The organism is Massilia suwonensis (genome assembly GCF_042655665.1).
GTDB lineage: Bacteria > Pseudomonadota > Gammaproteobacteria > Burkholderiales > Burkholderiaceae_D > Telluria > Telluria suwonensis.
This window is the reverse complement of the sequence record NZ_JBHSMR010000013.1, coordinates 2601945-2621098: the sequence shown is the minus strand read 5'-3', so window position 1 is coordinate 2621098 and position 19154 is coordinate 2601945. Positions and strand designations below refer to the sequence as shown.

Here is a 19154-nt window from a genome sequence, read left to right as displayed (position 1 = left end):
CTCTCCCATGGAGACCGCGACCGTGCCTGAAACGGGCGAGCGCCACACGGCCGAGTTCCTTCGTGTCAGGGCGCTGGCCGAGCGCGGCGTCGCCAGTGCCCAGCACAGCCTGGGCTTCATGTACGTGAACGGGCAGGGCGTGGCGAAGAACGACGCGCTCGCCGTGGAGTGGTACCGCAAGGCGGCCGACGCCGGCCTGGAGCAGGCCCAGTACAACCTCGGCGTGATGTACCAGAAGGGACAAGGCCTGCCGCAGGACGACGCGCAGGCGCTGTACTGGTACCGCTGCGCGGCGAGCCAGGGCTACGCGCCGGCCCAGTACAACCTCGGCTGGCTGTATGCGAAGGGGCAGGGCACGCCGGTCGACGTGGCGCAGGCGCTGCACTGGTTCAGCCAGGCGGCAAGCCAAGGCGACGCCGGCGCCCAGCACAATCTGGGCATGATGTACGAGGGCGGCAAGGGCGTGGCGCAGGACATCGACGCGGCGCTGGGCTGGTACCGGCGCGCGGCGGAGCAGGGCTATGCGCGCTCGCAGTTCGCGCTGGCGCTGCGCTACGACAGCGGCCAGGGCCTCGCGCGCGATCCGCGCCTGGCCCTCGACTGGCTGCGCCGCGCCGCCCTGCAGGGCCATGCGCCGGCCCAGTTCAACCTCGCGCTGCGCTTCGACAAGGGCCAGGACGTCGACCAGGACAGCCGGCAGGCGATTCACTGGTATGGGCGCGCCGCCGAACAGGGCCACGCCAGCTCGCAATTCAACCTCGCCCTGATCTACGACAGCGGCCACGGCGTGGCGCGCGACGAAGCGGCGGCCCTCGGCTGGTACCGGCGCGCCGCCGAACAGGGCCACGCCGCGGCCCAGGACAACCTCGGGCTGCGCTACGAACACGGGCAAGGCGTGGAACGCGACTTGGTGCGCGCCGCGCACTGGTACCGCCAGGCCGCAAGCCAGGGCCTGCCCGCCGCGCAGTATCACCTGGGCCAGCTGTACGACGCCGGCAGCGGCGTCGAGCAGGATTCGGAGCAGGCGGTCCATTGGTACGCCCAGGCGGCCGAGCAGGGGCATTTGCGCGCCCAGTTCGACCTCGGCCTGCGCTACGAGGCCGGCAACGGCGTGGCGGCCGATGCCGCGCGCGCCCTGTACTGGTACCGGCGCGCGGCCGACCAGGAATATGCGCCAGCCCAGCACATGGTCGGCGTGCTGCTCGATCGCATTGAAACGGGCGATCCGCGCGAAGCGGCCCACTGGTACCGCAAGGCCGCGGACCAGGGCCACGCGCTGGCCCAGTTCGCGCTGGCGCTGCGCTACGACAGCGCCCACGGCGTCGAACGCGACTACGAGGCGGCCCACTTCTGGTACCTGTGCGCGGCGCGCCAGGGCCATGCGCGCGCGCAGTTCAACCTGGGCGTGATGTATGCGGCGGGGCAGGGCGCGCAGCGCGATGAATTCGAGGCGCACGACTGGCTGACGCGGGCTGCGGCGGCCGGCATTCCGGGCGCCGCGCCTTACCTGAAGCGGATCACGGCGCGCATGAGCGCGGAGCAGCTGGCGCTGCTGCAGGAAACCGCCTGAGAACGCCGTAGGCATGCATACCTGAAATCGGTTCCGGGTCGGGGCGGGCGCCGCTAGAATACGCCCCACAACAACGACACCTTCCCCACGGAGACCCATGAACAAACCGCTTCTCGCCGCGCTGGCCCTTGCCTTCGCCTCGAGCGCCGCGCTGCCCGCGCACGCCGCACCCGCCGCCACCCCTGCCTTCAAGTTCGACCGCAAGGCCTACGCGATCAACTATAAAAAATTCGTGCTGCCGAACGGCCTGACCCTGGTCGTGCATGAGGATCACAGCGTGCCGGTGGTCGGCGTGAACATGTGGTACCACGTCGGTTCGCGCAACGAGAAGCGCGGCAAGACCGGCTTCGCCCACCTGTTCGAACACTTCTTCTTCAACGGTTCCGAGAACTACCCGCACGGCTTCCGCGAGGCGATGGACGACCTGGGCGCGAACAACCGCAACGGCACCACCAACACCGACCGCACCAACTTCTTCGAAGACGTGCCGGTGTCGGCGCTGGAGCGCACCCTGTTCCTCGAATCGGACCGCATGGGCTTCCTCGGCAACTACATCTCGAAGGAGATGCTCGAGCGCGAGCGCGGCGTGGTGCAGAACGAGAAGCGGCAGGGAGAGAACCAGCCGTATGGCCGCGTGCGCAACGAGATCGGCGCCAAGATGTATCCGTACTCGCACCCGTATTCGTGGTCCACCATCGGCAGCATGGAAGACCTGTCGGCCGCCTCGCTGGAAGACATCCGAGAGTGGTACCGCACGTATTACGGCCCGAACAACGCGGTGATTTCCCTGGCCGGCGACATCACGCCGGAGCGCGCGCTCGAGCTGGTCAACAAGTACTTCGGCGCGATCCCGCCGGGCCCGCCGCTGCCGCGCACCGAGACCTGGATTCCGCAACTCGACCGCAACCTGCGCGACGAAATGGAAGACCACGTGCCGCAGGTGCGCATCTACCGCAGCTGGCATGCGGCGAACTGGAAGAGCCTCGATACGCCGAACCTGGTGCTGCTGGCCGACGTGCTGGCCGGCTCGAAGAGCGCGCGCCTGGATAAGCGCCTGGTCTACGACAAGGGCCTGGCCACCAGCGTCGGCGCTTCCGTCAACGACGCCGAACTGGGCGGCACGTTCACGATCGTCGCCACTGTCAAGCCGGGCGCCGATCCGCTCGAAGTGGAACGCGAGATCGACGTCATCGTCGCCGACCTGCTGGCCAAGGGCCCGACCGCGGCCGAACTGGCGCGCGTAAAAACCCGCAACCTGTCCGACTTCTCGCGCAGCATCGAGCGCCTGGGCGGCTTCGGCGGCCGCTCCGACGTGCTGGCCGAGAGCATGACCTATGGCGGTTCGCCCGACGCGTATCTCGCGCGCCTGGAACGGATGGCGAACGCCACTCCGACCGACGTGAAAGCTGCCGGCAACCGCTGGCTGCGCGCGAACCACTACACGATGACGGTGCGTCCGTTCGCCAAGCTGGCGGCCGTCAAATCGACGCTCGACCGCAAGGTGCTGCCTGGGCTGGGCGAGGCGCCGGACGTGAAATTCCCGGCCATGCAGCGCGCCCAGCTGAAGAATGGCCTGAAGGTGATCCTGCTCGAACGCCACACGGCGCCGATCGTGAACGCGACGCTGGCGGTGGACGCCGGCGTGGCGTCCGACAGCGGCGCCAAGGCCGGCGCCGCCTCGCTCGCGCTCGACCTGCTCGACAAGGGCACCAGGACGCGCGACGCCTTTGCGCTGTCGGACGCGCTGGAAAACCTGGGCGCGCGCTTGGCGACGGGTACCAGCGCCGACCAGTCGCTGGTGCGCCTGCAGGCAACGTCCGCCAACCTGGCGCCGTCGCTGGCCATCATGGCCGAAGCGGCGCTGACGCCGAGCTTCCCGCAAGACCAGTTCGCGCTGCAGAAGACGCGCCGCCTGGCGCAGATCGGCCAGGAAAAGGCGCAACCGACCAGCCTCGCCATGCGCCTCGTCCCGGGCCTGCTGTACGGCCAGGAGCACGCCTACGGCAAGCCGGCCAGCGGCTACGCGGGCAGCGTCGACAGCATCACGCGCGACGACCTGGCGCAGTGGCATGCGAACTGGTTCAAGCCGGGCAGCGCGACCCTGGTCGTGGCCGGCGACACCACGATGGACAAGCTGCTGCCGGCCCTCGAGGCCTCGTTCGGCCGCTGGGCCGCCGGTACGGCGCCGGCCAAGACCATGGCGGTCGGCGCTGCGACCGCTGGCAAGAAGCTGTACCTGATCGACAAGCCGGACGCGCCGCAATCGACCATCGTCGCGGCCCACCTGTCGCTGCCTTACGGCCAGCCGGAAGACCTGGCCATCGAGCCGGTGATGCACAACTTCGGCGGCATCGCGACCTCGCGCCTGAACCGCAACCTGCGCCTCGATAAACACTGGAGCTACGGGACGACTGCGCGCCTGAGCGAAGTGCGCGGCCAGCGCAGCTTCATGACGATCGCGCCGGTACAGACCGACAAGACCGTCGAGGCGATGCGCGAAGTGGCGAAGGAAGTGAAAGGCGTGGCTGGCGAGCGTCCGCTGGCCGGCGCCGAATACGAGAGCATCATGCGCAACATGACCTCGCGCCTGGCCGGCCGCTTCGAGACCCTGAACGCGCTGGAAAGCGCGGCGCTGGCCAGCGTCAACCTGAACCTGCCGGCGGACTACTGGAGCACGTATTCAGCCAGGCTGAAAGGCCTGACGCCGGCGCAGCTGGGCCAGGCCGCGGGCAAGTTCGTCCAGCCGGACGAGGTGGTCTGGATGGTGATCGGCGACCTGCGCAAGGTCGAACCGGGCATCCGTGCATTGGGCTGGGGAGAGGTGATCGTGCTAGACCAGGACGGCAAGCCAATCCGGTAAGATTGCAGTAGCTTTGGCGGGACATTGAACTGGCTTTGTCCCGCCTGCGGCCGCTGTCGCGCGCCGTCCATACATGGAGTGGTTTATACTGTACAACCATACAGTTTCTCCACTCCGATGAAACTTTCCGACAAGCTCGAAATCCTGGCGGACGCCGCCAAATACGATGCTTCCTGCGCCAGCAGCGGGGCGCCGAAGCGTGCTTCCGACGGTAACGACGGCGGCATCGGCGCCACAACCGGCATGGGCATCTGCCACAGCTATACGCCCGACGGCCGCTGCGTCTCGCTGCTGAAGATCCTGCTCACCAATTTCTGCGTCTACGACTGCCAGTACTGCGTCAACCGCCGTACCTCGAATGTCCCGCGTGCGCGCTTTTCGGTGGCCGAAGTTGTGAAATTGACCCACGATTTCTATCTGCGCAACTACATCGACGGCCTGTTCCTCAGTTCCGGCATCATCCAGTCGAGCGACTACACGATGGAGCAGCTGGTGGCCGTTGCGCGCACTCTGCGCGAAGAGCACAATTTCCGGGGCTACATCCACCTCAAGACGATTCCCGACGCGGATCCGGCCCTGATCGCCGAAGCGGGCCGCTATGCCGACCGCTTATCGGTGAACATCGAGCTGCCGACCCACGACAGCGTGTCCCGCCTTGCGCCGGAAAAGAACGTCCACACGATCAAGCTGGCGATGGGTTCCATCCGGCGCAAGTTGGATGAGAAAGCGGAAGAGCCGAAGGCGCCGAGCTTCGCGCCGGCCGGGCAAAGCACGCAGATGATCGTCGGCGCCGACGCCAGCGACGACCAAACCATCCTGAACACGGCCGAAACCCTGTACGGCAGCTACAAGCTGAAACGCGTGTACTACTCGGCCTTCAGCCCGATCCCGCAAAGCCCGGACAGCGTGCCGCTGGCGCCGCCGCCGCTGCTGCGCGAGCACCGCCTGTACCAGGCCGACTTCCTGCTGCGCGGCTACGGCTTCAGCGCGGGCGAGCTGATGCCCAAGAGCGGCAACCTCGCGCTCGACGTCGATCCGAAGCTGGCCTGGGCGCTGGCCAATCGTGAACACTTCCCCATGGACCTGAACCGCGCCGATGCCGAGATGATCGCGCGCGTGCCGGGCATCGGCCTGCGCAATGCCAAGCGCATCGTCGACCTGCGCCGCCTGCGCCGGGTGCGCTGGGAAGATCTGTCGCGCCTGCGCTGCAGCATGAAGAAGATCGCGCCCTTCGTCGTCACGGCCGACTACAAGCCGGCGCAGGGTCTCGCCAGTTCCGAGCTGCTGCGGCGTCATCTGGGTGCGCCGCAGGAGCAGATGAATTTGTGGCCCGAGCTGAAGGCGGCATGAACGCGGCGGCTGCCTCTGCGATGGTAGCCGCCGGCCGGCCGCTGGTGGTGTCCAGCTTCATCGAATGGCGCAGCGCCGCGCGCGATCTCCTCATGCACGAGGTGGCGCCCGAGCTGGTGACCTGGAATGAAGTGGGCACGCATGCCGCCGACCTGTTCTCGGGTGCGCCGGAGTTACCGGCTTCTTCCGATAATGCTCCTGCCGGGTTGACCCCCATAAAACCCGCACTGCCGAACAGACCATCGATTCCGCGCGCGCTGATGGAAATGCTGCAGTCGGCCGCCTGCTGCCGCATGCCCGACCGCTGGGCTTTCCTGTACCGCGTCATCTGGCGCTGGCAGCACGGCGAGCACGACGTGCAGTCGCCGGCCGATGCCGACGGTTCGCGCCTGCATGCGATGGTGAAGGCGGTGCGCCGCGAGGAGCACGACATGCATGCCTATATCCGATTCCGCGAGCGTCCGCTGGAGGCAGGGCCGCCGCAATTTGCCGCCTGGTTCGAGCCGCGCCACGACGTGCTGCCGCAAGTGGCCGAGCATTTCAAGGACCGCATGGGCAACGTGACCTGGATGATCGGCACGCCCGAGGCCAGCGTCATGTGGGACGGCGCGACCTTGCACCACACCGGCCCCCTGATGAAGAGCGCAGCCGACCTGGACGACGCCGGCGAAGCGCTCTGGCTTACCTACTACCGCAGCATCTTCAATCCCGCGCGCGTGAACGCCCAGCTGATGCAAAGCCATATTCCGTCGCGCTTCTGGAAGAATCTGCCCGAGGGCGCGATCGTGCCGCAGATGGTCAGCAACGCCGAACTCGGCGCGCGCAGCACCGGCCAGGCCCAGGCCGTGGGCCGGAAAAGCGGCGCCACCATCCCGATCGCCCCGGCCGACGCCCAGCCCGAGCGCCAGCAGCCCTCGAAGCTCGACGAATGCCGGCGCTGCGAGCTGTGGCAGTACGCGACCCAGGCCGTGGGCGGAGAGGGGCCGAAGAAGGCGCAGATCATGCTGGTAGGCGAGCAGCCGGGCGACCAAGAGGATTTGGCCGGCAAGGCGTTCATCGGGCCCGCCGGTAAATTGCTGGACCAGGTCTTTGCGTCCGCCGGTCTCGAGCGGCGCGAGATCTATCTGACCAACGCAGTCAAACACTTCAAGTGGGAGCCGCGCGGCAAGCGGCGCCTGCACAAGACGCCGGCGCAGCGCGAAGTCGAGGCTTGTCACTACTGGCTGGACAAGGAGCTGGCCGCCGTAAAGCCGAAAGTGATCGTGGCGCTGGGGGCGACGGCCTTGAAATCGGTGCTCGGGAGCGGCAGCGCGAAGCTGGGGGAATCGCTGGGGAAGGCGATCCGCGTTGGGGACCGCTGGGTGGTGACCGTCTATCACCCGTCGTACATTTTGCGTGTGCCGGACGAGGCGACCAAGCAGGCGGCGTTCAAGGTGATGGTGGATGGCTTGAAACTGGCGCAGTCGCTATTGGAAAGGCCGCCGGAAGAGCCGCCAGCCTGAGACTGTAGCGTAACGTAGGGTGGGCACTCTGTGCCCACGCGGTTGTACCTATGCATACCGCAACATGGTCGTAGACGATCGCCAACGCATGCCGATGCGGTTTCGATCACCGTGCGGTTTGCCACGGTACGACCGCGTGGGCACGGAGTGCCCACCCTACAAAACCTTACCGTCCTGGCATCACCGCGACATCGAACCGCACCATGTCGCCAGCGCTGACTTGCCGCGCCGCGGCCGGCGGCATCACCGTCCCGATCGCAAATCCCGGCTGCACCTGCACGATAGTCACCGTGCCCACCGGCGACTCCACCGTCCCCAGCGGCACCAGCGGATCGGCGCCGTAGACCTGCTGGCGCGGGTCGGCGCGGTAGATCACGAGCTGGTCGCCCGGCGCCACCGAGGAGGTGCTGCCGGCGTCGATCACGATGCGCTCGCCCTGCACCTGCACCACCTTGGCCATGAAGGGTAATGAAGCGATGTCGGCCGAGATGCCGGCAATACCCTCGTCCAGCGCGCGCAGGATCGCGCCGCCGAACGGTGTCGCCGCGAAGCTGGCGCTGCCGAAGGGCTTGTCGCGGCCGACGCGGCGCTCGCCGACCTGCTCCACCACGGCCGTGCGGCGCGCCAGCAGGGCGCCGCTCAGGCCGTCGTGCACATAGAAATCGATTTCGATGCGGCGCGCGTTCCTGTTGATCAGGCCATACAGGGTCGGCTTGTCGAAGTTACTGGCGTCGACGATCTCGCCGGAGATCACGAACTGGCTCTCGTACAGGTTGGCGATGCGGCGCACGGCCGCCGTATCCGCGCTCGGGCCGCTGCTGCCCGGGGAAATCACGTAGGGGCTTTCCTTGCCGAGGAATTTGCCGGAGGCGGCCATGCGGCGCAGCAGTTCCTGCGGCAGGCGGACGGCGATGTCGTCGACGTCGTCGAGCTGGGGCGAACGGCGCACGTGGAAAGGCGTGACGACGATCTTCTTTTTGTAGGCGAGGTTCACGCTGCCACGCGGGCGCGCGTCTTCTTCCTTGACCGCGATGCGCACGTGCAGCAGCTGGCCGGTCTGCCATTCGCGCAGCACGCTGTAGCGTTCGAAGTCGGCAGCAGGCTGGACGCGGCTGCTGTCGAGGGCCTTGCCGCGCGTGGAGGCGCCGGCGGCCACGTCGACGCGGGCGCCGCTGCGCAGGCCCAGCTGTTCGAGGGCGTCGCGGATCGCGGCCTGGCGCGCCTGCGCCACGTTGCCGTTGGCGATCGCGGCGACGCCTTCGGCCTCGAGCGGCGCGGAGGCCGCAGCAACTGCGACGGGGGAGGAGAAGTGAAGCAGCAGCGCCAGCAGGGCGCCGCCGATGAAGCGCAGCTTACTGCGCATGGTAGAACGACGCGCCGTAGGCAGCGCCGGGACCGGCGTTGCCCACCAGGGTGCGGGCGTTCTTGGCCACTGCCTGGGCCGGGCGTGGAGTGGAAGCTTGGGACTGGGCCGCATTCGTATCGAAATCCATCTCCACGGTCGTCTCGTAGGTGCCGTCTTCGCGCTGGACGCTGTTGGTCACGCGCGCGCCACGGATGAAGGCGTCAATATACACCTTGAAACTGTCGTCCTTGAGCGCGAGCGAGCCAACGGTGCTGCCGCCTTCGACGCGCAGGCCATAGACCTGTTCGGCCATGGCGCGGTAGGCGTCCAGGCGCGACGCGCGCATGGCCAGCAGCTTGCGCTGGGCCGGCGAGACGCGGTCGCACTCGCCATTGCAGGCGGCGGTGTTGACGGCGCCATAGCCGGTGGCGTTCAGGGTGACGATGACCGGCTGCGGCGGCACGGGCTTGAAGATGCTCGCGGTGCCGCAGGCGGACAGCAGCGTGGCGGCGGCAAAGGCGAAAACGGCGGCGAATTTCATGACGGATCCGGAGTAGGTAGGGCATGCGCGACGGGCGCGCCAACTCTCTGGATAACGGCCGCCGCCGCCGGATCTTGATGGACGCAGGGAAATATTTATCCTAAAAATCCGCAAAATCGCAATTGGATTAGCGGTCCGTCAAGCTTCGATGCCGCTTGTGCAAGCTGCTCAGCTCGACGACAGCACGAACTGGTTGCCATCCGGGTCCTTCATGATGGCGTAGGTGCCCCAGGGCTGCTTTTGCGGTTCGGAGACGAACTCGACGCCCCGGCTGGACAGCTGGCGGTAAGTTGCTTCGACGTCGTCGCAGGCCAGCGAGCCGTTGAACTGGCTGCCGATGCGGTCTTCCTGGCCCGGCGGCGTGAACAGCACGAAACGCGTCTCCGAGGCGCCGACGCGCAGTTCGATCCAGCGCTGCGGCCCGAAAGGCTGGTCGGTGATCACGCGAAAGCCCAGTTTCTCGGTGTAGAAGGCGAGGGCCGCGTCCTGGTCGCGGGTCGGAATGCTGACGAACTTGATGTGGGTAATCATGAGGGCTCCCTGATTGTTTGCCGGCATTCTCGCACGACAGGGCGGCCGGCTATAATCATGATGACTATACTCTTCATGATGCCAGTGACGACTTTCGATCCCTATGTGCTCGACGTACTGATGCCGGACCTCGTCGGCCACGAACATGCGCCCTCGGCCTTCCTCGTGTACGTCTACCTGTGGCACCGCATCGAGGCGAATGGCGGGCGCGCCGTCCAATTGAGCTATGCGACGATCGGCCTCGAGACCGGCCTCTCGCGCATCACCGCCCAGCGCGCCATCGCCCTGCTGCTGCGCCGGCAATTGATCAGCGCCACGAGCGTCTCGCGTACGGCGGTACCGAGCTACCTGGTGCTGCGGCCGTGGGCAGAGCGCAAGCGTCCGCGTGAGAATTCGTGATATTCAATATACATATGGCTTTTGTAACATCTTGTTTCTTGCTTATATCGCTGCTTCGCCACACAATCCCTTCCAGTTAATCACTGGAAGGAGGCAAGCATGGCCTTGAAACGAGTCGTATCCGCACTGTTCCTGTGTTGCCTGAGCTGGCCTGTCCTGGCGCAAACCGCGCCCGAACCCGAACCGGCGCAGCAACCGGCGGTCGCCGCGCCAACGACGGATGACGGCGAGCCGGTCCCGCAAACCATCCTCGTCTCCGGCAGCCGGCCAGGTCCCGGCTTGTGGAAGGTGTCGAAGGGCGATCACGTGATGTGGGTATTCGGCAGCTATTCCCCGGTACCGATCAAGATGGAATGGCGCTCGCGCGATGTCGAGAAAAAGATCGCCGAATCCCAGGAATACCTGAAGCCGCCGGGATCGGGCATCAGCGTCGGCTGGGGCGCCGTGACGGCCTTGCCCTTCCTGATGGGCGTCAAGAAGAATCCCGATGGCGCGGAACTGAAAGACCTGCTGCCGCCGGACGTGTATGCGCGCTGGAAGCCATTGAAGCAGGTGTATTTCGGCGACGACAACGGCATCGAGCGCGAACGTCCCTCTTTCGTCGCGGCGCAACTGTCGGACCGCGCCCTCAAGCAGGCCGGCCTCACCAACAGCAACGAAATCACCCGGAGCATCGAAAAGCTGGTCGACAAGCACAATGTCAAAATTGTCGACGCCACGGTCCAGGTCAAGATCAAGGACCCGGGGCAGGCCGTGCGCGACTTCAAGAAGTCGGCCATGGACGACGTACCCTGCCTGGCAAAGACGATCGACCGCCTGGACGGCGATCTGGTCGCGATGCGCGCCCGCGCCAACGCCTGGGCAGTCGGCGAGTACGAGGACATCCGCAAGCTCGACTACGGCGACCGCGCCGCCTGCAAGCAGGCGATGCTGAGCAGTTCGCTGGCAAAGAACCAGCCGGAACTGCTGACGCTGAACGAGCGGGCGCTGGCATCGTGGGTCGCGGCTGCCGAGAAGGCGCTGGCTACCAACACCAGTACCTTCGCCGTCGTGCACATCAAGGAAATCCTCGATCCGAAAGGCGTGATCGCCACGCTGCAGGCCAAGGGTTATACGGTCGAAGCGCCAAAATAAGCGGCAAGGGCAGGGGGCTTGCAGGGATTGATGCAAGCTTGTCACTGCCGCGCGAACTCGCGTAGAATGCGACGAGCCGCGGGTGTAGCTCAATGGTAGAGCTGAAGCTTCCCAAGCCCCTCCACATCAAGAACAACCGCTATTCATGCGCTTTTCCATTGCGAAAATCCGCGCAGAAGCAAAAACACCAATTTAATCAACAAGTTAGGCGCCATCACATTTTCGTCCCCATATAAGGTGCGAAAAGCTGTTGCGTTAGGACCTCTTCGCTAAGGTGTACCAATGCACCGCTTTCTTTGTTCTCCTGTTCAACATGGAAGTTTTGACTTTTTCTCCAACGTAGTTGTTCTTGACAAGTACGAAGAAAAATCAAAAACGCATCTTGAAGCCGCTCTAAAGTTAAACGGAAAAACAAATCTAGAAGCATATCAATGCTATTCCCGCGCAAGATCATTGATCATGCATGAGGCTGTGCATTTTCTTGACGTGACAACAACCAGATGGGGTGTCGAGTATGTATTCAGAAAACTAAGACTCGTTGAAGCGATTCAGGCGAAGTGCGAACTGGAGGATCGAGCCAAAGTTTTTATGCTGAACACCTTAGAAATTGAGTCTCATACTGATCTGTTAGTACGTGAAATCCAGGTAGGCCCTAATGATTGCACCAAGTTAAGCCACTATATCAAATACGATAAAAAATATGGTGCTGTTCTCATGATGGCCTATTTTTACGGTGATTCTATAGCCTATCATGTGCCAGTAACCATGCTTTCAGTATTAGAGGCTAACGCAACGGCTAACGAATATCTGCAACGGATTTATGACTTAAAACAAGTAAGTCATGATGAGTATCACGACGTCGAGCTAAAAGTTTTGCGAAGGGATTTTGATGAGGCAATGGATAAAGAAGGGTTGGAATATTCTGTCCTGATTAAGCTTTGCATCTTGCATTTCCCGCAGCTCTCATTCCAGGAGCTTCTAGAGTTCGTTTCGGCTATGGCCCGCTTTACGCTAGATGCAGGAGATATGTTGCTTGCGGCACTAGCAAATCATGTCGAGCAATCTATTCAAAGTCAATATGGCCCATCTATTGACATGGAATTGCGGCGCGGAATGTCTAGGGCCGTGATCTTTGTTAAGACTATTTTATTAATGTATGGGTGGCTTCAACTTAGCTTGCCGCAGAATCAGACTCGCTATATTGATGAGCTAAAGCGGAATCCTAGTTCGGCAATCAATCTTTTTTTGGAAGAAGCGCTCGGAATTGATGTTCGCTTGCTTGCTATGGAGTGGACGTACGCGGCATCAGTTAAGATGCTTAACGAATTCTCAACCTTATCGGATTCGAATATTATTTCTCGAAGTGGATTGATTAATAGACAAGTCCTATCTGCAATGTCGCCTGCACAGGCTGGATTGCAAAATTTGATGCTGCCCGATTTTCTTCTGAGCGACGATTCGGTATTAAAGCAAATCAATCGAATTGATCTTGATGTGTTGTCGGATTTTGATAAAAATCTTAAGCTGTATAGTCAGCTTGACGAAGCTTATCGAATGCAAGAGAAAATGAGATTTCACTTGGATCCGCATTTTGCTTTGGTTGAAGTGGCCCGAATGCACCGGTTTAGTTAACTCGCTTCAAATTTTTGGCTGAATTGGTCTTCGACGCTTTCTGCGCCATGCACGCAGATTATTAAACTCACATACGTATTCCACTAACTTGCGTTTTCTCATTTCCAAAAGCCAGTTTGCAATAATAATTATTAAAGGCAGTGTTGCAAGTTTATTGAGTTAGAATTTCTTCGCTAGAAAAATCCATTATGACTGTCATTAAGGCAAGCTTGGACTCATTCTTCGTGTTCGTACAATATGCCATGATTGGCTGGAAGAATTTCTAGAATCTTCTTCACTGCTTCTTCCGTACGTGTTCCCCACTGATTACTCATCGAGTACGTGTGGCCATCGATATAAAACACTTCATTGTCTTCGCAGAAGTAACGCATAGGCGACCTATCTGAAACGGTAGACATTAGCTCGCCCCCAGTTAATTTCCCAGGCGCGGAGATAAACATATTTGATTGGCACCAGGGTAGAACCTTAAGAATTTCTGCGGGTTTAACTCCCAGCTTAATCGCCTCGCAAACAATTTTGTATATAAATCGTCTTTTGGGTAAATTAGAAAAAATTTCACCTTGAAACGTTTTCAATCGATATCGTGTGAAGTCGCGGCCATTGGCTGCCACGGCTTGTTGTGCAACCGATTTCTCGCGGATCGCGACCTGAAAAGCAGCTGCCTCCGGCAGCGGAACCACTTGCTCAACGTCTAGCAAGACACGGCCCTGAAAAGAATGCGGGCGCATTTTGACGCACGTTACGTCAAGTCCTTGAGCATTCAACCATAAAACAGTCGAGGTGATTTCCTTCGAGAATTCGGCAGATGCCAGAACTATGCGCACCTTATTGCTGAATGCTACAGGTCCGTCAGCGATATCGAGGAAATCGCGAATGATAGTCTCAGCAGAATCAGGAAGCTGGCCGCGCGAGGCCCGGAATTTTTGATATACGTCGACAGCTTGTTCAAATTTCAGAGTGGAGACCATTGCTGCATAGCGTAAGGCCTGAAGTTCCATGTGACCTCCATCCTCTGAACGTTTAAGTTCAATGACGACAAGGCAGCCATCACGGTCTAAACCTAGTAAATCAATACGTCTGCGAGAGTCTGTCCACTCTCCAAACTCTTCGGCAAGGATGAGGGTGTTAGGCGATATAACATCAACATGATCTCGAAGAATCCGCTGAACGTCCTCCCGTTCACGTAGCCCAAGTGACGCATAGGTGACAGAAGGAATTTCGGCTATCGAATTTGAAGAAAGCTCGTAGAGTGGCATTTTATTCTTTGATGAATCTAGATGTGGAAATAGAAAAATAGACAAGTAATTATAATTTCTATAAATAACTTGAATAAACTATTCTATCCTGTCTCAGAGTGCGCCCAGACACTCTGCAGTCAGCCGCCCGTTCGCGCTAACGTAACGACCGATTAGCATATGGGATCTAAGTTCCGGCCTTAATATTGAAGACAATACATTAAGCATTTTATGCTTATCAGGCATAGAGGACTGAACTTGATTACGGAGGCTCTCAGCAGCTCCAAATACATCATATGGAGGAAAGCCATGCAGAAGTGACTTGCACTCGGCAATCAATTCAGTTTGGTTGGGCAATGCTATATTAAGGACCAACCAATGCATGTATAAAGATAGAACCCGGTCGCGTGATTTTTCAAGTGCATTTTTGTAAACTTCGACCCATTCCTTTTCTCGCTCCGGGTCTGCCAAAATTTCTTCCGGAAGAATAAAAAGATGTTCGAAATCATTTTCCAAGAAAAAGGTCTGCTGCTGAATATGTACTGGCGAAGACGAATTCGGAAAAATCTTTAATACGGAGTCTATTATGTTGCGCTTTAAGTGGAGGAGTTCATGAATTAGCGCTCCTTTTTCGAGGCCAGCTGGTGTAAGCCAAATAATGATTGAATTATTATCGGGGTCAATTTCTACACCTGCGGAAGTTGCCGCCATCCCAGGATTGCGTGTTTTGAACTCCGCATCGGGCTCTTTAAATTCAACTTCGATTCCAGTTTTCTTGCGGACTTCCTCTGGTATCTCCTGAAGATACTCGGGTAGTGCGGACATTGATCTTTTAATATCCAATCTATTCATTTTCTACTTGCCTTTCTCATCGCGGCCCGTTTAAGATTTTTTGAAGAAGTTGGTGCAGTCTGAAGGAAGACATGCAGGATATCGTATCGCCGCTAAAACGCGGGGCGTGCCCCTTATATTTTCAGACCCTTACATTTAGTTCGTTGTTGTCGATTCTCGTTTTTCCATGGATGGTTACCATATTGTAAACGACGCTGACTTGACATGGATCTCTACAAGCAAAACTACCGTAAGCTCCTTCAACTTCTACCCAATTTGCATACCATCCGCACACCAGTCAAACTTGTCTTGCTTGGCGATACTGATGTGGAGGTGAGCGTGACCGAGCGGCATCCTCATCGTCTCGTGCTTCGCATGAGCCGCTATCTCCAACGGCCTTATAGAGAAGCGATGCCTGACCCTGACATGACTATCGAAGTGTACTTGTTGGCTGAAGCAGTGGGCGCCCTGACGTACTGCGATTGCTTCGGTTCACGGAAAGTGTTCTGCCCAGAATTGATGGCCTTCAGCCCTTTAGCCAAGGCAGAGCTGAATAATTTTCTTGAACAGTGGTTAAGCAAAATGATTATGGATGGGAGACGCCAATCGGTGGCCGAAATTGCGCAGTGAGCAGGCGTCTGTTTAAGGCATTGGCATTGGTGCCGATTTGCCATAGATACTATCCGCCCTGCGCTACTCTTGCGCGTATGTGAACTTGACGTTCCGAGTCGGCCTGAGTTGCGAAATTAACGCAACTGCCTACTCATGGCACGACAGCCTGTACAGGCTGCGTGCGAATCAACGCTTAACCCAGCTTCGCTTTGATTAGCTGATAGTAGGTGCTTGCACCAGCGGGGCTCAGCTTGGCTTCCGCTACGAACTGTTCCACGATCTGCTTGCGAGTCACGTCCTTCTGTCTGGACATGCGCGAGTATATGCCGGAGGCGACTTCCATCTTCGTTGATGCCTTGTGTTTTTTCTCGGCTTTGACAGCCGAAGATCCCTCGATGACGGATTTTACTTCTGTCCCCGTCATCTCTGCCGTCGTCATCGATGAAATCGCCGTAGAAGCGTTCTTAATCGGTCCAGCCGTGCTTGCCTGCGCGGCGATGGCGGCTGGCTCTGCGGCCGCACCAGCGGAAGTTACTGGTTTCTGGTCGTTCGTTGTCTTGGACAGCTCGGTTGCAGTACTTTTAGCGTTCATGATGTGGGCGCTCGTCTGGTTAAGGATCCTTCACCATCAACAGTCTTCGACGACTAGGCAACGGTCATTCACAGGTCAACGCTAGGTACTTCTCTCTGTCGACCTACTGCCCAGAAGTGGTTTTCGCTGGGCAGCCATCTCATTTCTCATCATACCTACGAGAGCGTTCACGCAAGACCCGCATGAATGCTGGGTTTGCGGGGCTACGTCAGAAGCTTATTTAGCGTCGGTGCGACATTATTGCAACGAAACGGAACGATTTTGCCGGGTTTTGATAAAAATTTTTATTATTTTTAATTGTTTAAATTTTTAAATTTTTTAGAAAAAGGTGAAAAATCGTTTATATCGTTTCTGTACAAAGCTTGCCACAAGGTGAAGAGTGGACAGTGGCGCAGAGACCGGGCTTGACAACGGGCCGAACCTTCGACACAATGCAGCCCGCAAGACAAGGGAAGCATGTGACAATTCATTGGCCTTCTGCCAATGACCATCAAGCTGGGTAACGCCCCTCCACGACGGCGTTGGACGAGAGTCAGATCTGAGTAAGACAGATCACCACGGCGGGTATAACCCTGTTCAAGACGCTACAAGTTGTAGCTTTGACGAACAGACGCGTTGTGCCCCACCTTAACCGTCTTGCATCTGGTTGGCCACAGCGCGTCGCTTAAAGGGCGCTGCATGAACGACCAAATTAATCCCCTCGCTGTTACTACACCTCAGCATCAAGACTCAACCGCACCTGTTGCGGTCAATACTCCGGAAAGCCACCAGGGAACGTCTTCAGATAAAACGTCTGAAGGTGCGTTCGATCGCGAGGCTGTACTCTCGGCGTGTATGCACTACGTTCGGTCCAAAAAGTGGCCTGTCTTTCCTCTTCGTTCGAACAGGAAAGACCCGGCGGTTCACACTGGATATAAGGCCGCCTCGTTATCCTTAGAGCAAATCGAAGAGTGGTGGGACAAGAACCCATCCTGTAACGTAGGTATCCCAACGGGTGGCATTGCTCGTCTACTTGTCATTGATACCGATGAAAAGAACGGCGTTTCGGGACAGGAATCCCTTGCAATTCTTGAACGCGAGTACTTCCCGTTGCCAGAAACTCTTACTGCCTCAACTGCGAATGGGGGCAAACACCGCTACTTTCTTTTACCAGCAGGCGTAACCGCTAGAAACCGAACGGCAGTTCGTCCTGGCATCGATGTTCGTTGCGAGGGCGGGTATGTCGTCGCGCCTCCATCCGTAGTCGATGGCAAGTCCTACTCATGGATTGATGATACTCAGCCAATTGTCGAAGCACCAAGCTGGCTGTTAAGTGTAATTTCCGCCTCCTCACAGTCAACCGGCAAAACCAAACGAGAAAGCACTGACGTGTTTGCGCAAGGAAGCCGTAACGATCAGCTGTTCCGATTTGTAATGACGCAACTTCGGGTTGGGACACCTCCAGACAAGATGGCAGAGGTAGCAGAGAACGCAAATAGTTCAATGTGCGAGCCACCGCTTGAGAATGACGAAGTAAATCAGATTGTCGAGAATGCGCTTCGCATATACGCGGATCAGCTTAAAGTCCGTTTGTCTGACCTTGGTAACAGCAGCAAGCTAGCGCAGCTACATGGCGACAAAGTCCGTTATGTGTTTGACCAGAAGTGCTGGCTCCTTTGGAACGGTGCGTATTGGGAGCTTGCTCCAGAAGAAAAAATTGTCGCATTGGCGAGGGACGTGCCCAGAACACTAGCTGCAGAGGCCGTAAAACTTCCAAGTGGCCCGATGAAGACAATGCTTGCGAAATTCGCCGCGCGCTCGGAAGCGCTTACGAAGATCAGGGCTATGGTTGAGTTATTCAAATCAGAGCCTGACGTTGGAATTGCAACGTCCATGCTGGATCAACATGGGTTCGTTCTTCCTGTGAAAAACGGAACCATCGACCTGCGTACCGGACGGTTTTCTGAGCCTGATCGGAACCTACTCGTCACCCAGATTGCGTCCGTTTCGTATGATCCGAATGCAAAAGCCCCTCGATGGGAAGCGTTCTTGTCGCAGATCATGGACGGCGATGCCGCGTTAGTTGGCTACCTTCAACGCGTCTTAGGATATGTCCTGACTGCATCCACGGAAGAGCATTGCCTGTTCTTCCTTTATGGGTATGGGGCAAATGGCAAGAGCACTTTCCTTAACCTCGTGCTGGCGCTGCTTGGAGCGCTCAGCACCCAAGCTGCATCCGAGACACTGATGGACAAGCGATCTGGTGGAGGCACCTCGTCTGACCTAGCACGACTGCGTGGCAAGCGTTTCGTGGCGATGAGCGAGTCAGACGACGGGCGGCACCTCAACGAAGCTCAGGTCAAAAGCCTAACGGGTGGCGATATGGTTGTTGCGCGCGAACTCTATCAGAGCGTGATCCATTTCACTCCTACCCACAAGATTTTTCTTGCATCCAATCATATGCCCGTGATTAAGAGTACCGATCATGGAATCTGGCGGCGAATCCGGCTGATTCCATTCAAGGTAACCATCAAGGAACAGGACCGTAATCCCAATTTGGAGAACGAACTACGACAAGAGCTCCCTGGAATTTTGAACTGGGCGCTAGCCGGATGCCTTGAATGGCAACATTCCCGCATGCCGCTCCCGAAAGCCGTGCAGGAGGCTACAAGTGACTACAAAAACGAGATGGATATTGTAGGAGCCTGGATTGCGGAAAATTGCGTTGTAGGCGCTTGCTATTACGTTACCGCAGCGGATGCGGATAAATCTTTTAAGACTTGGTGTGAAGAAAACTATAACATCTCGTTTTCTAAGAACCGTTTTGGTCGAATGATCCGTGAACGTGGATTCGAAGTTGGTACAAAGAAAGGCAGGATCTATAAAGGGCTTGCTTTGAACAACGGACTTCACATGCATGTGAAAAAGTCATTGAATGAAGAAACGTTCTGACTGAACCTGTCAAGCTTGCTTATTCTTCATGCGTTTCCCCTTCCGCTTGAATGGTGGAAGGTGGACGTTCATATTGGTTTGGGAAAGAT

General features: G+C 58.7%; 15 protein-coding genes. 9 read left to right on the top strand and 6 right to left on the bottom strand.

Features of this window, described 5'->3' with window-relative positions; all coding sequences use genetic code 11:
* Nucleotides 1-7: 7 nt before the first annotated feature.
* The 4 genes from ACFPQ5_RS19910 (at nucleotide 8) to ACFPQ5_RS19895 (ending at nucleotide 7282) form a co-directional block, all read left to right on the top strand.
* The gene (locus ACFPQ5_RS19910) at nucleotides 8-1570 is read left to right on the top strand and encodes an SEL1-like repeat protein (RefSeq protein ID WP_379759853.1); all 1563 of its coding nucleotides are present in this window, start codon (nucleotides 8-10) and stop codon (nucleotides 1568-1570) included.
* A gap of 97 nt (nucleotides 1571-1667) precedes the next feature.
* A complete protein-coding gene (locus ACFPQ5_RS19905) occupies nucleotides 1668-4430 on the top strand; it encodes a M16 family metallopeptidase (protein ID WP_379759850.1) in 2763 nt (920 codons plus the stop codon).
* A 117-nt stretch (nucleotides 4431-4547) separates the two neighbouring features.
* Nucleotides 4548-5780 carry a putative DNA modification/repair radical SAM protein gene (locus ACFPQ5_RS19900; protein ID WP_379759847.1) on the top strand — a complete coding sequence of 411 codons (1233 nt, stop codon included), beginning with the start codon at nucleotides 4548-4550 and terminating at the stop codon, nucleotides 5778-5780.
* The gene (locus tag ACFPQ5_RS19895; protein ID WP_379760175.1) at nucleotides 5777-7282 is read left to right on the top strand and encodes a UdgX family uracil-DNA binding protein; all 1506 of its coding nucleotides are present in this window, start codon (nucleotides 5777-5779) and stop codon (nucleotides 7280-7282) included. The genes ACFPQ5_RS19900 and ACFPQ5_RS19895 overlap by 4 nt, the downstream gene beginning before the upstream one ends.
* Nucleotides 7283-7448: 166 nt before the next feature.
* On the opposite strand, the gene ACFPQ5_RS19890 is transcribed toward ACFPQ5_RS19895, so the two are convergent.
* From ACFPQ5_RS19890 to ACFPQ5_RS19880, 3 genes are all read right to left on the bottom strand, one after another.
* Entirely contained in the window at nucleotides 7449-8645 is a 1197-nt protein-coding gene (locus ACFPQ5_RS19890) for a flagellar assembly protein T N-terminal domain-containing protein (protein ID WP_379759844.1), read from the bottom strand.
* The gene (locus tag ACFPQ5_RS19885) at nucleotides 8635-9168 is read right to left on the bottom strand and encodes an LPP20 family lipoprotein (protein WP_379759841.1); all 534 of its coding nucleotides are present in this window, start codon (nucleotides 9166-9168) and stop codon (nucleotides 8635-8637) included. The genes ACFPQ5_RS19890 and ACFPQ5_RS19885 overlap by 11 nt, the downstream gene beginning before the upstream one ends.
* 168 nt (nucleotides 9169-9336) lie before the next feature.
* Complete coding sequence (locus tag ACFPQ5_RS19880) at nucleotides 9337-9699, bottom strand: VOC family protein (protein ID WP_379759838.1); 363 nt, start codon at nucleotides 9697-9699, stop codon at nucleotides 9337-9339.
* 57 nt (nucleotides 9700-9756) lie between these two features.
* Here ACFPQ5_RS19880 and ACFPQ5_RS19875 point away from each other — a divergent pair, with 57 nt between their 5' ends.
* The 3 genes from ACFPQ5_RS19875 to ACFPQ5_RS19865 all read left to right on the top strand — a co-directional run bounded on the left by ACFPQ5_RS19875 (nucleotide 9757) and on the right by ACFPQ5_RS19865 (nucleotide 12864).
* On the top strand, nucleotides 9757-10098 hold the full coding sequence (locus tag ACFPQ5_RS19875) for a hypothetical protein (RefSeq protein ID WP_379759835.1): 342 nt from the start codon (nucleotides 9757-9759) through the stop codon (nucleotides 10096-10098).
* A 99-nt stretch (nucleotides 10099-10197) separates the two neighbouring features.
* A complete protein-coding gene (locus tag ACFPQ5_RS19870) occupies nucleotides 10198-11232 on the top strand; it encodes a TraB/GumN family protein (protein WP_379759832.1) in 1035 nt (344 codons plus the stop codon).
* A gap of 282 nt (nucleotides 11233-11514) precedes the next feature.
* The gene (locus tag ACFPQ5_RS19865; protein ID WP_379759829.1) at nucleotides 11515-12864 is read left to right on the top strand and encodes a hypothetical protein; all 1350 of its coding nucleotides are present in this window, start codon (nucleotides 11515-11517) and stop codon (nucleotides 12862-12864) included.
* Nucleotides 12865-13079: 215 nt separating this feature from the next.
* Here the strand turns inward: ACFPQ5_RS19865 and ACFPQ5_RS19860 are convergent, their stop codons facing one another.
* Both ACFPQ5_RS19860 and ACFPQ5_RS19855 read right to left on the bottom strand, forming a co-directional pair.
* Nucleotides 13080-14120 (bottom strand): hypothetical protein, encoded by a 1041-nt coding sequence (locus tag ACFPQ5_RS19860; RefSeq protein WP_379759826.1) that lies wholly within the window; start codon nucleotides 14118-14120, stop codon nucleotides 13080-13082.
* A 93-nt stretch (nucleotides 14121-14213) separates the two neighbouring features.
* Nucleotides 14214-14951 carry a hypothetical protein gene (locus tag ACFPQ5_RS19855; protein WP_379759823.1) on the bottom strand — a complete coding sequence of 246 codons (738 nt, stop codon included), beginning with the start codon at nucleotides 14949-14951 and terminating at the stop codon, nucleotides 14214-14216.
* 204 nt (nucleotides 14952-15155) lie between these two features.
* Here ACFPQ5_RS19855 and ACFPQ5_RS19850 point away from each other — a divergent pair, with 204 nt between their 5' ends.
* Nucleotides 15156-15560, top strand: coding sequence for a DUF1249 domain-containing protein (locus tag ACFPQ5_RS19850; protein WP_379759820.1), 405 nt, complete (start codon nucleotides 15156-15158; stop codon nucleotides 15558-15560).
* Nucleotides 15561-15735: 175 nt separating this feature from the next.
* Here ACFPQ5_RS19850 and ACFPQ5_RS19845 read toward each other — a convergent pair whose 3' ends face one another.
* The gene (locus ACFPQ5_RS19845) at nucleotides 15736-15981 is read right to left on the bottom strand and encodes a hypothetical protein (RefSeq protein WP_379760173.1); all 246 of its coding nucleotides are present in this window, start codon (nucleotides 15979-15981) and stop codon (nucleotides 15736-15738) included.
* Between the two features lie 831 nt (nucleotides 15982-16812).
* On the opposite strand from ACFPQ5_RS19845, the gene ACFPQ5_RS19840 reads away from it, so the two are divergent.
* Nucleotides 16813-19065, top strand: a complete 2253-nt coding sequence (locus ACFPQ5_RS19840; RefSeq protein WP_379759817.1) for a phage/plasmid primase, P4 family — start codon at nucleotides 16813-16815, stop codon at nucleotides 19063-19065.
* The last annotated feature ends 89 nt before the right edge of the window (nucleotides 19066-19154 follow it).

Excerpts from the sequence above, each read along its gene's own strand:
- ACFPQ5_RS19840 (WP_379759817.1), top strand. The coding sequence starts at position 16,813 with ATGAACGACCAAATTAATCCCCTCGCTGTTACTACACCTCAGCATCAA.
- ACFPQ5_RS19845 (WP_379760173.1), bottom strand. The coding sequence starts at position 15,981 with ATGACGACGGCAGAGATGACGGGGACAGAAGTAAAATCCGTCATCGAG.
- ACFPQ5_RS19890 (WP_379759844.1), bottom strand. The coding sequence starts at position 8,645 with ATGCGCAGTAAGCTGCGCTTCATCGGCGGCGCCCTGCTGGCGCTGCTG.
- ACFPQ5_RS19850 (WP_379759820.1), top strand. The coding sequence starts at position 15,156 with ATGGATCTCTACAAGCAAAACTACCGTAAGCTCCTTCAACTTCTACCC.
- ACFPQ5_RS19875 (WP_379759835.1), top strand. The coding sequence starts at position 9,757 with ATGATGACTATACTCTTCATGATGCCAGTGACGACTTTCGATCCCTAT.
- ACFPQ5_RS19870 (WP_379759832.1), top strand. The coding sequence starts at position 10,198 with ATGGCCTTGAAACGAGTCGTATCCGCACTGTTCCTGTGTTGCCTGAGC.
- ACFPQ5_RS19900 (WP_379759847.1), top strand. The coding sequence starts at position 4,548 with ATGAAACTTTCCGACAAGCTCGAAATCCTGGCGGACGCCGCCAAATAC.
- ACFPQ5_RS19855 (WP_379759823.1), bottom strand. The coding sequence starts at position 14,951 with ATGAATAGATTGGATATTAAAAGATCAATGTCCGCACTACCCGAGTAT.
- ACFPQ5_RS19905 (WP_379759850.1), top strand. The coding sequence starts at position 1,668 with ATGAACAAACCGCTTCTCGCCGCGCTGGCCCTTGCCTTCGCCTCGAGC.
- ACFPQ5_RS19885 (WP_379759841.1), bottom strand. The coding sequence starts at position 9,168 with ATGAAATTCGCCGCCGTTTTCGCCTTTGCCGCCGCCACGCTGCTGTCC.
- ACFPQ5_RS19860 (WP_379759826.1), bottom strand. The coding sequence starts at position 14,120 with ATGCCACTCTACGAGCTTTCTTCAAATTCGATAGCCGAAATTCCTTCT.
- ACFPQ5_RS19880 (WP_379759838.1), bottom strand. The coding sequence starts at position 9,699 with ATGATTACCCACATCAAGTTCGTCAGCATTCCGACCCGCGACCAGGAC.
- ACFPQ5_RS19895 (WP_379760175.1), top strand. The coding sequence starts at position 5,777 with ATGAACGCGGCGGCTGCCTCTGCGATGGTAGCCGCCGGCCGGCCGCTG.
- ACFPQ5_RS19910 (WP_379759853.1), top strand. The coding sequence starts at position 8 with ATGGAGACCGCGACCGTGCCTGAAACGGGCGAGCGCCACACGGCCGAG.
- ACFPQ5_RS19865 (WP_379759829.1), top strand. The coding sequence starts at position 11,515 with ATGCACCGCTTTCTTTGTTCTCCTGTTCAACATGGAAGTTTTGACTTT.